The following is a 12,940-nucleotide window of genomic DNA, read 5'->3' as shown; positions in this document are numbered from 1 at the left end:
TCAGACTCGCCGCCTAGCCGGATGGCATGTCCAGACGATATTATCCGATTGCAGGCGTGGCCGTTCCGCTCGCTTTGGCGGCCTTTTGGTGGCTTGCGCCGCATTCCGAACCCACCGCCGCGAAAGCGCCTGCCGATAAAGCGCAGACTGCCGCGGGGGTGTTGGTCGTTGATGCAAAGCGCGCGGCGCAAATGGGCATTCGTCTAACCGCCGCGACCGTTGCCGAGGAAGCCCCGCTCGTCACTATTCCAGCGGTGATCCAGCCTCCAGCCAACGCCCGCGTGGCGGTGGCCGCGACCTTCCCCGGTGTCGTCACCCGGACGTATGTGGTGGAAGGCGACAGCGTGCGGCAGGGACAGGCGCTTGCAACCGTCGCCAGTCGCGAAGTGCTGACGCTCGGCTCGGACCTCACCCGCGCCCATGCGCGTGCGGGCGTTGCGCAGTCCAATGCGGCGCGCCTGTCGCAGCTCAGCCGGGAGGGCATCATCGCTCCAGCCCGCGCGGACGAGGCGCGCGCCATCGCCGCCGAGAGCAATGCGGACGTATCGGAAAAGGCGCGTATCCTGCGCATGGTGGGCGGCCATGGCGGCAGCGGCTCCTATACGCTGACCGCGCCGATCGCGGGCCGCGTGACCAGCGCGGCCATCCAGACAGGCAATCCGGTCGACGGCACCACCGCGCCTTATGTGATCGATGCCGCAAACCGCTATGAAGTCATCGGGCAACTGCCCGAACGGCTGGTCGGTCAGGTGCGGCTTGGTATGACCGTGCATCTGCCACCTGACATTTCCGGCCGGATTATCGCCGTCGGTTCGACGATCGATCCCGCAACGCGCTCGGCCAGCCTCAAGGCGGAAATCCCGGCAGGGCCAGGCGTCGTCGCGGGCCGGGCGACCAGCATCGTGATTTCCGGTCCCGCACCGGCGGGCGCGGTCAGCGTGCCGGAGACCGCCGTCACAATGATCGACGGCAGGTCGGCCGTGTTCGTGGCAGCGCAGGGCGGTTACGCGGTTCGCCCCGTGACGAGCGGAACGGCCAGCAACGGCCGGATCGTTCTGCTCTCAGGCGTAAAGCCCGGTGAACAGGTGGTGACCTCCGGCACGAGCGCGCTCAAGGCGCTCGCCGCGGCGCGCTAGGCCCGGCCGATGCTGCGTTCGCTCGTCGCCACAGCGCTCTCCTATCGCCTGCTCGTCCTGCTGCTCGCCGCTGTGACGGCAGGGCTAGGGATATGGGCCTTCGTCAACTTGCCGGTCGACGCCTATCCAAACATCGCCCAGACACAGGTGAAGCTAATCCTGAAAGCCCCCGGCATGACGCCGGAGGAGGTAGAAAGCCGCGTTATCACGCCGATCGAACAGGAGATGCTGGGCATCCCCAATCAGGCGATCCTGCGCTCAGCGGCCAAATACGCCATCGCCGACATCACCATCGATTTCACCGATGGCACCGACATCTATTGGGCGCGCCAACAGGTCGCCGAGCGGTTGTCGGGCGTAATGGGCGATCTACCCGCATCGGTGACGGGCGGTCTGGCGCCGATCTCCACGCCGCTTTCCGACGTTTACATGTTTACGATCGAAGGGCCGCTATCGCTCCAGCAGAAGCGTGAGCTACTCGACTGGACGATCCGCCCGGCGCTGCGCACCGTGCCCGGCGTCGCGGACGTCAACGCGCTCGGCGGCTATGTCCGCACCTTCGAAGTGAGGCCCGATCCGGTGGCGTTGGCCTCCGCGAAGCTTTCGATTGCCGATCTGCGTGCGGCAATCGAAAGCGGCAATCGCAACGATGGCGCGGGACGCCTCGCCAATGGCGAGGAAGCGCTGATCGTCCGCGCGGTTGGCGCGATCCGCAATGCCGAAGACCTGCAATCGCTCGTCATCGCCAGCCGTGATGGGCGCATCGTACGGCTGGGCGATGTCGCCTCGGTCGGCAGCGGCAGCCTCACTCGCTATGGCGCGGTGACGAAGAACGGCAACGCCGAAGCGGTCGAAGGGCTGGTGATCGCGCTGCGCGGGGCGGACGCCCGGCAGGTGGTGGACGGCGTTCGCACGCGCCTCGCCGAGGTCGAGCGCGGCTTGCCCGCTGGCACGCGTATCAATGTGTTCTACGATCGCTCCGACCTGATCGAACGGGCGGTGGGCACGGTCGAAGAAGCGCTGATCGAGGCGACCGTCCTCGTCGTCGTGCTGCTGATCCTGTTCCTGGGCGACTGGCGCGCTGCTGCGATCGTCGCCGCGACCTTGCCGATGGCGGCGCTCATCACCTTCCTCTTCATGCGCGGCATGGGCCTCTCCGCCAATCTGATGAGCCTTGGCGGGCTTGCGATCGCGATCGGGATGCTGGTCGATGGCGCGGTGGTGGTGGTCGAGAATGTGGTCGAACGGCTCGGCCGCGATCACGATGGAGATACGCCCCGGCTCAACCATGTGTTTCGTGCGACCAGCGAAGTGATCGTCCCGGTCTCGGCCGGCATCCTCATCATCGCGCTGGTGTTCCTGCCGTTGCTCTCATTGCAAGGGTTGGAGGGCAAATTGTTCGCCCCTGTCGCGCTCACCATCGTCTTCGCGCTCGCAGGCTCTCTCCTGCTGGCGCTGACGCTGGTGCCGGTACTGTCCTCCTTCGGCCTCAAAAGCGGCCACCATGGCGAGCCGTGGATCATGCGCCAGCTTGGCCCGCGCTACCGCGTGCTGCTGGACGGCGCGTTCGCGCGCAAAAGGCTGGTCTATGGCCTCTCTGCTCTGGGACTGGTGCTGGCTGGCATAGCCTATGGCGCGGTTGGCAAGACCTTCATGCCGACGATGGACGAGGGCTCGGTCATCGTCCAACTCACCAAGCTGCCTTCGATCAACCTCGACCAGTCGGTTGCCGGTGATCTGGCCGTGCAACGCGCGCTCCGGGCCGTGCCCGAGGTCGAGGACGTGATCGCCCGCGTCGGTTCGGACGAAATCGGCCTCGATCCGATGGGCCTCAACGAGACCGACAGCTTCGTCCGATTGAAGCCACGCTCCGAATGGCGCGGCAACAAGGATTTTGTGATCGAGGAAATCCGCAAGGCGCTGGAGGGGCTTCCCGGCATCACTCCCAGCTACACCCAGCCGATCGAGATGCGCGTCTCAGAGATGCTGACCGGTGCGCGCGGCGATCTCGCGGTCAAGATCTTCGGCCCCGACCTCAATACGCTTGCCGATCTCGCCGGCCAGATCCAGCACACGCTGTCGGGCGTTCGCGGTGCCTCGGAAGTGCTGACGGTCGCCAACGACAGCGTGGACTATCTTCAACTCGACATCGACCGCGCAGCGGCCGGGCGGTTCGGAATGCCGGTCGACCAAATGCAGGATGCCTTGCGCGCTCAGGTCGAGGGGATGCGCGCGGGTGTCGTGGCGGAAGGGCAGAAGCGGACGCCGATCGTCATCCGAGGCGATGAGAGCCTTCGGAAAGACGCCGCGCGCTTCGCCGATCTGCAATTGCGCACGCCTGATGGCACGCTCGCGCGCGTCAGCGACATGGCGCGGGTCGCGCGCACGCAGGGGCCGGTCAAGCTCGACCATGAGAATGGTTCACGCTTCGCCTTGGTGCAGGCATTCGTCTCCGGGCGCGATCTGGTCGGCTATGTCGATGAGGCGAAGGCTGCGGTGGCGACGAAGGTACGGCTTCCGGCAGGGTACAGCATCGTCTGGGGCGGCCAGTTCGAAAATCAGCAGCGCGCCTCGGCACGGCTGATGACGGTGATCCCGATCGCGCTGGGACTGATCTTCCTCGTGCTGTTGGCGACACTGCGCTCGCTCCGCGCGTCGCTGCTGATCCTCGCCAATATCCCCTTCGCCATGGTCGGTGGTCTGGTCTCGCTCTGGGTGTCGGGCGAATATCTCTCCGTGCCTGCTTCGGTCGGATTCATCGCCCTACTCGGCATCGCGGTGCTCAACGGGCTGGTGCTCGTCGCCTATTTCCGGCAGCTCCGCACGGAAGGGCTAGGCATGGCCGAGGCGGTACGGCTCGGCGCGCAGCGGCGACTGCGGCCCGTGCTGATGACCGCCAGCATCACCGCCTTCGGCCTGGTGCCGCTCTTGTTCGCCAGCGGGCCTGGATCGGAGATCCAGCGTCCGCTCGCCATCGTCGTCATCGGCGGCCTCATCACTTCCACCCTGCTGACGCTGATCCTGCTGCCGATCCTGTTCGAGCGCTTCGGCGAAAGCGCGGGAGAACCCGAAAATGCCTGATCTCCTGTTCACCCTGCATTGCGCTGTCCCGGACGCCGAAGGGCTAATCGACTCCATCCGCGCGATCTCCCGGGCGCCGATTCATATCCGGGCGGAGAATGTGCGTGGTCGTGACTTCGACGATGCCGGGACAGCAGAGCGGGTCTCCGGCGAACTCAAGCGCACGACTATCGAACTGATCGTCGGTGAGGACATGGTGCCGGATTTGCTTCGCGCAGTGAAAGAAGCACGGCACGATCTGCCAGTGCGTTGGCGAACCGTTCCGCTCGTCGATCAGGGAAGGATCGCCTGATGCGGGTCGTCGCCTTTGCCTGTTGCCTTGCATTTGGCGCAACGCCTGCGCTCGCCCAGCGCGCCGACCTGCCGCCGGCAGAGAAGGTCAACGAGGCGCTGGACAGTCATCCCAGCGTTGCCGCCGCGCTTGCCCGTATCGAGGCTGCGCGAGCGCGCGGCGACATGCTTCGCAAAGGCCCGCATGAAGTGACGGTGAGCGGTAGCTACATCCGCCGCACGGTGGATCGCGAGGGCGGTTTCGACGAGTTCGACACGACGATCAGCCGCCCTTTCCGCCTGCCGGGCAAGGCCGCGCTGGACCGCAAGGCTGGCGCCCTGGGGATCGAGGTGGCCGAGAACCAGATGGAGAATGTCCGTCACCAGACGGCGCTGATCCTGTCGAGCCTCTGGCACGACTGGCTGACTGCCGGGACTCATTATCGAAACGATATGGACACGGTCAGGGGGCTGGAAGAATCGATCGCGGCGGTGAAACGGCGAGTCGCGCTGCGTGACGCCGCCCAGCTCGATCTTGACCAGGCGCAAGCAGCGCTCGCTCAGGCCCGCGCACAGGCGGCATCGTCCCTCTCTATCCGCGAGCAGGCGCGTGTCACCCTCGCCGCGGCCTTCCCCGACATTCCCTTGCCATCCGAGCCCCCGGAACTTGCGTCCCCGACGCTTCCCGATGTGGGGCTGGAGACGATGCGCGATCTCGTGATCGAGCGCAGCCACGAGATTCGTGCAGCGGACAAGGAAGCGCAGCGCCTCGGCGTCACGGCTCAGCGGGTTCGGGCGGATCGTATCGCTGATCCATCGTTCGGAGTCCGTTTGTTCAGCGAGCGCGGCGGAATGGAAAAGGGCGCGGGTATCGTCGCCTCGATCCCCCTCGGCGGTGGCTATCGCCGGGCGGCGGCCGATCAAGCCTCAGCCGAGGCCAACGCCGCGCGCATGGAATTGGCGGCGATACAACGCAATATCCAGGCCATCGCCAATGCGGACCTTTCCAACGCCCGCACCCGCTACGATGCCTGGCGCAACGCCGATCTATCGATGCACAGCGCCGCCGACGCGGCCGCCAAGATGGCGCGAGGATATCAACTCGGCCAGATCGATCTGACCGATCTTCTTTATGTCCGGCGGCAGGCGCAGGAGGCGCACCGCCTGGAAATTGATGCCCGGTCGGAAGCCGACCGGGCGCTCCTGAAGCTTCAGATCGATTCACACAGCATCTGGGCGCCGGACGAGGAGAAAAGATAAGATGCTGTGCTTGCTCCTTGCCTCGGTCGCGAGCGAAGTTTCTTCACCGCCGCCATTTCTCGGACCAGATCAAGTCGCGTCGGTGCCGGCGCAGCCAAATTCGGCCGTAGCGCGCCCCGCATCAGACGCGACACGGCCCGCCATCACGCCACCGGCGTTCGAACTGGCGCCATCGGCCCCACAGTCTCCCGTTGAGCAAGAAGGCCCAGCAAGCCAGGACGCATCAAGCCAGAATGGTACAGCGGACGCAAAAGACACAATTGTCGTCACAGCCTCGTCGCGCTCAGCCCACGTCGACCCGCTGGAACCAGCCAACCTCAAGTCGTTTGAAATCACGCAGTCTGTCGATCATGCCGTGGTGGCGCCAGTGGCCATGGGCTATCGGCATATCGTCCCTGGACCAATACGTGATGGCCTGCACAACGCGTTCGCCAATCTCGACGAACCTGTCGTTTTTTTGAATTTCCTGATCCAGCACAAGGTCGGCAAGGCCGCCGAGACCGTCGGCCGCTTCGCGGTCAACACGACGCTTGGCGCGGCGGGCCTATTCGATATTGCCAAGCGAAAACCGTTCCGCCTCCCGCATCGTCCCAATGGGTTCGCCGATAGCTTCGGATTCTATGGCGTGAAGCCCGGAGCATTTCTGTTTTTGCCAGTGGTTGGGCCGACGACAGTCCGGGACCTGATTGGCGGCCTGATGGATCGCATGGTGCTGCCCACCGCCATCGGCGTTCCGTTTAACCGATTGGCCTACAGCGCAGGGACCGGTGTGCCGCGGGCGCTCGACCGGCGCATCCGGTTTGACGCAGATCTTCGCGAGCAACGAGCACAGGCACAACCCTATGTCACAGCGCGCGAATATTATCTGCGACGCCGGCAGGATGAAATCGATGTGCTGCGCGGGAAACGCAAAATGGCTGCCCCCACGCCGGACACTCATAAAAGCATTGATGAGCTACGAAAGCACTGAAATGCGCGCTGATCGTCTAAACCACATCGAAACATTGACCGACCGCCTATTGCCATCTCCTCGCCCCCAGAGGAAAGCTGGACGGTCAGGGCTCGCTAGCAATAAGAACAAACCGCTGGCGAGCGGGGCGGGGAGATATCTGGAGATATGTCCTCGCCCCAATATTATCGAATCTGGCAGCAAATGAATGCCCTTCGATATCCGCCTGCTCCGCCATGCCATCGCCGCCGCCGATCATGGTAGCTTCTACAAAGCAGCGCGGGCATTGGGCGTGGAACAATCCACGCTGAGTCGAAACGTCGCCAGGTTAGAGCGAGTAATCGGAGTCCAGATTTTTGAGCGGTCTCGCTCGGGAGTTAGCGCAACCATCGCAGGAAAAGACTTTATTCGGGGCGCCAGGCCGATGGTCGCTGGTGCAGATAAACTGATCGCCGTGACGCGCGCCGCTGGTCAGGGTCGCGCTGGCGGGTTGATGATCGGACATTATTGTTCATTGTCGGCCGGTAATCTGCGGGCCACTGTGATTGGCTGGCGCGGTGCTCATCCAGACGTCGACTTGGATGGAGTAGAAGCAGAACGAGCCGTCCTGCTTGCTGGCCTTGATATTGGGGAGATAGATATCGCCATTCTGGCGGGGGAAGCGGACCACGACGGCTATCGACGTGAGCCGTTCTGGAGCGAGCGCGTACTGGTCGCATTACCTGCCAGCCATCCCTTGGCCGAACGCGAGACAGTGCATTGGACCGATCTGCGCGGTGAGCGTTTTCTTCTCCCCGCAACGGACCCCGGCCCGGAAATCCGCCACATGCTACTCGGCCGCTTGTCCGTCTTAGGAATGCAAGCAAACGTCAGAATGCACCAATGCAGCCGCGAGACAATCTTGAACCTGCTAGGCGATGGACTTGGCCTCACCATTGTCTGCGAAGGTAGCACCGGGGCGCGCTATCCCGACGTGGTTTATCGGCCCGTTCATGCCGAGCAAGGGCCGATGCTGATCGGATATTCGGGATACTGGCACGACGACAATAGTAATCCCGCACTTCGGCGCTTCCTCCATTTCATAAAGACCCGCTACGCGCTATCCTTCAACATCTCGGAGAATCCGGCGGAATAATATTCGCTTGGGAGCTAAACATCATGATGCAAGGAAAGATATTCATCGTCGCTCTCGCCATGCTCGCCATCGGATTTGGCGCGGGATTCGTGCTGCGTCCGATCATCATGCCGCCTGCCACGTCGGCGATGGCCGTCAGTCCTGCCCCCGTGATCGCCGAACCAGGGGCGGCGCGTGGGATGCAGTATTTCACCGCCAACCTCGATGAAGCGCGGCGCGTGGTCGCCGGATGCCGAGACGGCTCGGTGCGCGGCGACGAATGCGCCAACGCCCAGCAGGCGGTGACGGAAGCCGAGGGTCGGGATCGCTTCAAGAAATTCATGGGCCACTGAGGCCCGCAAGCTTCAATCGCTTTTTGCGCGCCGCCGCCGAAAACCGCGATCTGTGTCCATGAACCGCGTGACCATCGGCCCGATCAGCTTTTCGGGTGCGGCAGGCGAGCCGCCTGTCTCGGCCGCCAGCGCCGCGGCATAGGCTTGCAAGTCACGATGCACGGCAGCCGGCAACTCTATCGTGAGCTTGATCGGCCTGTCGTCGGCCAGCGGCCCCAGCTTCAACTTGGTCATCGCGTTCCTCCGATGGGTTCGAGGACAAGATCGCGGGTGATGACAATGCGAAGGGGATAGCCCGGCCGGATGGTGAGCGTCGGCGGCACGCCGAGTTGGCGGCGCACGATCTGCTGCCCTGTCTGATTGACGGTATCCTGCGTCCCGTAGCGAAGCGCCTGCACCAGCGAGTTGTTGTTGTTCGTCGTCATCTCGGCCCCGATGCCGAGCAGGGTGGAGATCGCGGCGGCCTTGAGCATGTTGCCCCAATGCTGGTCGACGCGATCCTGCAAGCCTGCATATCCGGCGGCATCAGCGCTTGGCTGGCGTTCGAGAACGATCGAGCGGCCATCCGGCAGGATCAGCCGATCCCAGGCGAGCAGCACGCGGGTCTGCCCGGCGGTGATCTGACTATCATATTCGCCGATCAGCCGTGCGCCTTGCGGGATGAGCAGGATTCGGCCGGTGATGCTGTCATAGACGTTCTGCGTCACCTGAGCGGTGATCTGGCCGGGAAGGTCCGACCGGATGCCGGTGATGAGCGCGGCCGGGATGATACTGCCAGCCTGGACGATGTTGGGTGATGCCGGAGCGGTCAGCCGCTCGACGCTGACCGTGCGCTGGTTGGACGCCTGCGCCATGAAGGCCCGCTTTGCGGCCTGGTCGCCCTGGCTGGCGGCCTGCTGTGCGGGGGCCGGCGCGTCCGATGGCACGGCGGCGATGGGCTGCGCTGCCGCTCCGGCTACGGTGGCCGTGCGGCCGCCCAGGAAGACCGAACTGGTCCGCGCTGCGTCACGCTCTTGGCTGATGCGCTGGCGCGCTGCTTCCTCGGCTCGGGCGGCGGCATCGGGCTGACCGGCTTGCGCGCCGATCGGCGGCACGGGAACAGCCTCCCCGCGCTGCTGCGCGGACACAATCGGACGACCGAGATCACCCGGGAGCGGCGGCCCGAGCTTTGGAGCCTGGCCGTAATCCTTGGGACCGGATGTGATCGCCTCGCCCGCGCGACTGTCGGTGTTGTAGAGTTCCTTCGCTTCGTGCGGACCGACTGACCGCAAGGCATAGATCAGCGAGCCGCCGATGCCGAGACCGGCGGCGATGCCCACCATAGCCAGCGCCTTTCGCGAAAGCCGCATGACGCGCGGCGGATCGCCCCGGAGCTGGAAGGCCTGGCGGTCGGCCGGAGCCGCGACCGCTTCGGCGGCGGGAATGTCGGAAGGATCGCTCATCAGCGCCGCTCCCGGCCATCGTCGCGCACGATCCGCACGCGCTGCTCGCTGCGCTTGTCGCCCAGGCGCAGCTCGGCGGCGGCGAACAGGCGATCGACAACCATGTAACGGCCCTGCACGCGGTAATTGACCAGTTCGGCGTCGCCGGCCGCACCGGTCACGAACAGCGGCGGCATCTCGCCCTGCGAGATCCCCGCCGGAAATTCGATAAACACCTGCCGACCATCATCGAACGCACGGGCCGGCCGCCACGGCGCACGATCGCCATCGATCCGATAGTGGAAATTGAGCGCTGTCAGGTCCACGCCAGCCGCGACCGGCACGGTGGCTGCGGCAGCAGCGTTGCGGCCCTGCAAGGCGATCAGCGCATCTCGCGGATAGGTCCAGCTCACCGACGCCATGTAGGTTGCTGCACCCGCGCGCAGTTCCAAATGATAGGTGCGCCGGTCGGTGTTGATGACGAGGTTGGTCGAAAGGTCGGGCCGGGTTGGTTTAACGAGGATATGCACCCGAGCTGTCGCGCCCGCGCCGCTGGTCGTATCGCCGATGATCCAGCGCACGGTATCGCCCGCCGCAACCGGCCCGGCCCCGACGAGCTGCTCGCCTTCCTGAAGCGCGATGTCCGTCACCTGGCCGGGCGCGGCATAGACCTGATAGAGCGCACCGTCCGTCCACGGATATTGCTGGATCGCATTGAGGAAGCCGTCGCGCACCGGCTGCATGCGGGCAGCCGCGTTAGCCGCGCCGACACGGTTGCGCGGATCGGCGGATTCCGGCGGACGCGGGCTTTCGCCGACTGGCTTCAACTGGCCGGGAAGCGGCAGCGGCTCGGGGATCGCCACCACCTCGACCGGCTTGGGCGGCTCGGGCGCCGGAGTGGCCGCGATCTCGGCCGGCGGCGGATTGTCATAGGCTATGGCCGGCGGCTTGGCTGACGTGGTGGCGCAAGCGGCGAGCACGGAGGTTGTGGCGAGCAGGACCGCCGAGGCGGCGCGACGAAGCATTGGGCGTCTCATTGCGACAGCTCCTTTGACCAGTTGAGGGCGTTGACGAAGACCCCGAGCGGGTTCTTGCGCAGGGCGTCGGGCGTGCGCGGGGCCACGAAAACAACGGTGAGGATGGCCGACCAGCGCTCGGTGGCGGCAAGGCTGCCGTCCTGATAGCGCCGTTCGGTCCAGGCCACCCGGAAGCTGTCGGGCGAAGCACGGATCACGCTCGACACGTCCACCGCGACCTGGACCTTGCCGATCTGAGCGAAGGGGTCGTTCGCCCGTGCATAGTCGTTGAGGAACAGCGCGCCTTTGTCGGTGGTGAAGTCGTAGGCGCGAAGCCAATTCTGGCGGACGATGATCGGATCGGCAGGGATGCTGCGCACCTGCTCGATGAAGCGCGCGAGATGAAACGCGATCTGCGGATCGGTCGGACGATAGTCGGCCTCTGCAGGCGCGACGGCTTGTGCCTCGCCGAGCTTGTCGACCTGCACGACCCACGGCACGATATGGCCTCGCGCGGATTGCCAGACGAGGCCCCCTGCAAGTCCGCCCGAGAGCGCCAACGCGCCGAAGAAGGCGAGCCGCCAGTTCTTCGCCTGCACGCGGGCCGAGCCGATCCTGTCGTCCCAGGCTTGGGCGGCGCGCTGATAGGGTGTGATCGGCTCGGGGGTCTGGCCATAGCGGATGGTTGGGCGTCGGAACATGGGCGGTTAGTCCTTCTGGCTGAGGTCGACGGACGCACCGCTGCCGCCACCGTCGCCGGAGCGCAGCGTGTGGGCGGCGACGGTGGCGCCGTGGGTCATGGTCTGGCGGCGTTTCATGTTCGCTGCCCAGGTGGGCGGCCCATCAGCCGACGGCGCGGGCGACGACGTGCCCCCCGAGATCGTGCCGCCCGTTGCGGTCACGGCCGCGCGGCCGCCCGAGCGATAGCTATCTTTTAGGGATGCTGCGGCCTTGCGAAGCGGCGACATGGCCGCGCCTGCGGTCGCTCGGCCAACGCCCGCCGCACCGCCCGCAACCGCCGCTCCGCCGGTCTTGCCAGCTGAGCCGAGCGCATAGGCGCTGCTCGCCGCACCCGATGCGAACGCACCACCTCTGGCAGCGCCGCCGATCACGCCGGCAGCCGCCCCGACCCCAAGACGGGCGGCGGCTGCGCCACCGACGAGCGCCCCGCCGGCGGCAAGCGCGGTTCCGGCCGCGGCGCCCGCGCCAAGTGCGGGACCACCCGAGACGATGCCGTTGGCGATACCGGGGCCGAAGATGGCGAGGCCGAACAGCGACAGGGCAGCGAGCGCGATCGCCATGACCTGATTGATGTCGGGCGCCGTGCCGAGGTTTGCGCTAGTGAACTGGCTGAACAGCGTCGTGCCGATGCCGGTGATGACCGCGAGCACCAGCACCTTGATGCCCGTGGAGACGATATGGCCGAGCACACGTTCGGCCATGAAGGCGGTCTTGTTGAAGAAGGCGAAGGGCAGCAGCACGAAGCCGGCCAGCGTCACCAGCTTGAACTCGATCAGCGTGATGAAGACCTGCACCGCGATGATGAAGAAGGCGAGCACCACAATGACCCAGGCGAGCAACAGCACGAGGATCAAAGCGAGGTTCGAGAACACCGCCCACAGGTTCGAGAATTGCCCTGCCGCATCCATCAGCGGCTTGGCGGCTTGCAACCCTGTCGCCGCGATCGTGCCGGGTTTCATGAAATCGCCCAGCGACATCGCCCCGCCGCTCGCCTTGAGGCCGAGGCCGGCGAAGGACTGGAACACGATGTTGGCGAGGTTGGAGAAATTGCCGATGATGAACGCGAAGACGCCGATGTAGAGCGTCTTCTTGACGAGGCGCTGAAGCACGTCCTCGTCGGCGCCCCAGGCCCAGAACAGCCCGGCGAGCGTCACGTCGATGGCGATCAATGTGGTCGAGAGGAAGCTGACCTCGCCGCCGAGCAGGCCGAACCCGCTGTCGATGTAGCGGGTGAAGACATTGAGGAACGTGTCGATGACGCTGGTGTCGTTCATGGCGCGGGGGTCTCGGTTGCGGGAGCTGCGGGTTTGCTGGCATCCACCGCGGGCGTGGGAGCATCTTGACGGAAGAAGCGGCGGCGGTTCTCGGCCCAGGCCGCTTCGCAGCCCGAGTCTGGCATGGTGAGCGTCGCGCAGCGTTCGAGTTCGCGGGCGAGCCGGTCCTGGCGCGCCTCCCCGCGCACGGCGACGGGCGGGGCTTGTGCGGGTTCAGGCTTGTGGACGGCGGCGACGATCGCCACCGCCATCATCAAGCCCGCCAGCGCGGCGACGCCCGCGATCTTGGCCGTGCGCGAGGATGCGTGCAGCATCGGACGCGATC

General features: G+C 65.5%; 13 protein-coding genes. 7 read left to right on the top strand and 6 right to left on the bottom strand.

Annotated elements, in window-relative coordinates; genetic code table 11:
- Positions 1-26: 26 nt before the first annotated feature.
- From CAP40_RS12070 to CAP40_RS12040, 7 genes are all read left to right on the top strand, one after another.
- The gene (locus CAP40_RS12070; RefSeq protein ID WP_086129758.1) at positions 27-1,136 is read left to right on the top strand and encodes an efflux RND transporter periplasmic adaptor subunit; all 1,110 of its coding nucleotides are present in this window, start codon (positions 27-29) and stop codon (positions 1,134-1,136) included.
- 9 nt (positions 1,137-1,145) lie between these two features.
- Entirely contained in the window at positions 1,146-4,217 is a 3,072-nt protein-coding gene (locus CAP40_RS12065) for an efflux RND transporter permease subunit (RefSeq protein WP_086129757.1), read from the top strand.
- Positions 4,210-4,509 carry a DUF3240 family protein gene (locus tag CAP40_RS12060; protein WP_086129756.1) on the top strand — a complete coding sequence of 100 codons (300 nt, stop codon included), beginning with the start codon at positions 4,210-4,212 and terminating at the stop codon, positions 4,507-4,509. The genes CAP40_RS12065 and CAP40_RS12060 overlap by 8 nt, the downstream gene beginning before the upstream one ends.
- Complete coding sequence (locus CAP40_RS12055; protein ID WP_086129755.1) at positions 4,509-5,747, top strand: TolC family protein; 1,239 nt, start codon at positions 4,509-4,511, stop codon at positions 5,745-5,747. The genes CAP40_RS12060 and CAP40_RS12055 overlap by 1 nt, the downstream gene beginning before the upstream one ends.
- Before the next feature lies 1 nt (position 5,748).
- On the top strand, positions 5,749-6,717 hold the full coding sequence (locus CAP40_RS12050) for a VacJ family lipoprotein (protein ID WP_086129754.1): 969 nt from the start codon (positions 5,749-5,751) through the stop codon (positions 6,715-6,717).
- A gap of 187 nt (positions 6,718-6,904) precedes the next feature.
- Positions 6,905-7,831: a LysR family transcriptional regulator gene (locus CAP40_RS12045; RefSeq protein WP_086129753.1), complete on the top strand. Its 927-nt coding sequence runs from the start codon at positions 6,905-6,907 to the stop codon at positions 7,829-7,831.
- A 23-nt stretch (positions 7,832-7,854) separates the two neighbouring features.
- A complete protein-coding gene (locus CAP40_RS12040) occupies positions 7,855-8,163 on the top strand; it encodes a hypothetical protein (protein ID WP_086129752.1) in 309 nt (102 codons plus the stop codon).
- A 12-nt stretch (positions 8,164-8,175) separates the two neighbouring features.
- Here the strand turns inward: CAP40_RS12040 and CAP40_RS12035 are convergent, their stop codons facing one another.
- The 6 genes from CAP40_RS12035 to trbK-alt are packed head-to-tail and all read right to left on the bottom strand — an operon-like array spanning position 8,176 to position 12,929.
- Positions 8,176-8,397 carry a DUF2274 domain-containing protein gene (locus CAP40_RS12035; protein WP_086129751.1) on the bottom strand — a complete coding sequence of 74 codons (222 nt, stop codon included), beginning with the start codon at positions 8,395-8,397 and terminating at the stop codon, positions 8,176-8,178.
- A complete protein-coding gene (locus CAP40_RS12030) occupies positions 8,394-9,605 on the bottom strand; it encodes a TrbI/VirB10 family protein (protein WP_086129750.1) in 1,212 nt (403 codons plus the stop codon). The genes CAP40_RS12035 and CAP40_RS12030 overlap by 4 nt, the downstream gene beginning before the upstream one ends.
- Positions 9,605-10,609: a P-type conjugative transfer protein TrbG gene (trbG, locus tag CAP40_RS12025; RefSeq protein WP_249340943.1), complete on the bottom strand. Its 1,005-nt coding sequence runs from the start codon at positions 10,607-10,609 to the stop codon at positions 9,605-9,607. Before trbG ends, CAP40_RS12030 begins: the two co-directional genes overlap by 1 nt.
- 8 nt (positions 10,610-10,617) lie before the next feature.
- Positions 10,618-11,301 (bottom strand): conjugal transfer protein TrbF, encoded by a 684-nt coding sequence (gene trbF, locus CAP40_RS12020; RefSeq protein WP_086129748.1) that lies wholly within the window; start codon positions 11,299-11,301, stop codon positions 10,618-10,620.
- Positions 11,302-11,307: 6 nt separating this feature from the next.
- Positions 11,308-12,615, bottom strand: a complete 1,308-nt coding sequence (gene trbL, locus CAP40_RS12015; RefSeq protein WP_086129747.1) for a P-type conjugative transfer protein TrbL — start codon at positions 12,613-12,615, stop codon at positions 11,308-11,310.
- Complete coding sequence (trbK-alt, locus tag CAP40_RS12010) at positions 12,612-12,929, bottom strand: putative entry exclusion protein TrbK-alt (protein WP_086129746.1); 318 nt, start codon at positions 12,927-12,929, stop codon at positions 12,612-12,614. Before trbK-alt ends, trbL begins: the two co-directional genes overlap by 4 nt.
- Positions 12,930-12,940 lie beyond the last annotated feature (11 nt).

Origin of the sequence: Sphingomonas sp. IBVSS2 (genome assembly GCF_002127225.1) — a bacterium.
GTDB lineage: Bacteria > Pseudomonadota > Alphaproteobacteria > Sphingomonadales > Sphingomonadaceae > Sphingomonas.
The sequence above is the reverse complement of the archived record's forward strand: the minus strand, read 5'-3'. Positions and strand labels throughout refer to the sequence as shown.

Excerpts from the sequence above, each read along its gene's own strand:
- CAP40_RS12060 (WP_086129756.1), top strand. The coding sequence starts at position 4,210 with ATGCCTGATCTCCTGTTCACCCTGCATTGCGCTGTCCCGGACGCCGAA.
- trbF (WP_086129748.1), bottom strand. The coding sequence starts at position 11,301 with ATGTTCCGACGCCCAACCATCCGCTATGGCCAGACCCCCGAGCCGATC.
- trbL (WP_086129747.1), bottom strand. The coding sequence starts at position 12,615 with ATGAACGACACCAGCGTCATCGACACGTTCCTCAATGTCTTCACCCGC.
- CAP40_RS12045 (WP_086129753.1), top strand. The coding sequence starts at position 6,905 with ATGCCCTTCGATATCCGCCTGCTCCGCCATGCCATCGCCGCCGCCGAT.
- CAP40_RS12040 (WP_086129752.1), top strand. The coding sequence starts at position 7,855 with ATGATGCAAGGAAAGATATTCATCGTCGCTCTCGCCATGCTCGCCATC.
- CAP40_RS12070 (WP_086129758.1), top strand. The coding sequence starts at position 27 with ATGTCCAGACGATATTATCCGATTGCAGGCGTGGCCGTTCCGCTCGCT.
- CAP40_RS12055 (WP_086129755.1), top strand. The coding sequence starts at position 4,509 with ATGCGGGTCGTCGCCTTTGCCTGTTGCCTTGCATTTGGCGCAACGCCT.
- CAP40_RS12030 (WP_086129750.1), bottom strand. The coding sequence starts at position 9,605 with ATGAGCGATCCTTCCGACATTCCCGCCGCCGAAGCGGTCGCGGCTCCG.
- CAP40_RS12065 (WP_086129757.1), top strand. The coding sequence starts at position 1,146 with ATGCTGCGTTCGCTCGTCGCCACAGCGCTCTCCTATCGCCTGCTCGTC.
- CAP40_RS12050 (WP_086129754.1), top strand. The coding sequence starts at position 5,749 with ATGCTGTGCTTGCTCCTTGCCTCGGTCGCGAGCGAAGTTTCTTCACCG.
- CAP40_RS12035 (WP_086129751.1), bottom strand. The coding sequence starts at position 8,397 with ATGACCAAGTTGAAGCTGGGGCCGCTGGCCGACGACAGGCCGATCAAG.
- trbK-alt (WP_086129746.1), bottom strand. The coding sequence starts at position 12,929 with ATGCTGCACGCATCCTCGCGCACGGCCAAGATCGCGGGCGTCGCCGCG.
- trbG (WP_249340943.1), bottom strand. The coding sequence starts at position 10,609 with ATGCTTCGTCGCGCCGCCTCGGCGGTCCTGCTCGCCACAACCTCCGTG.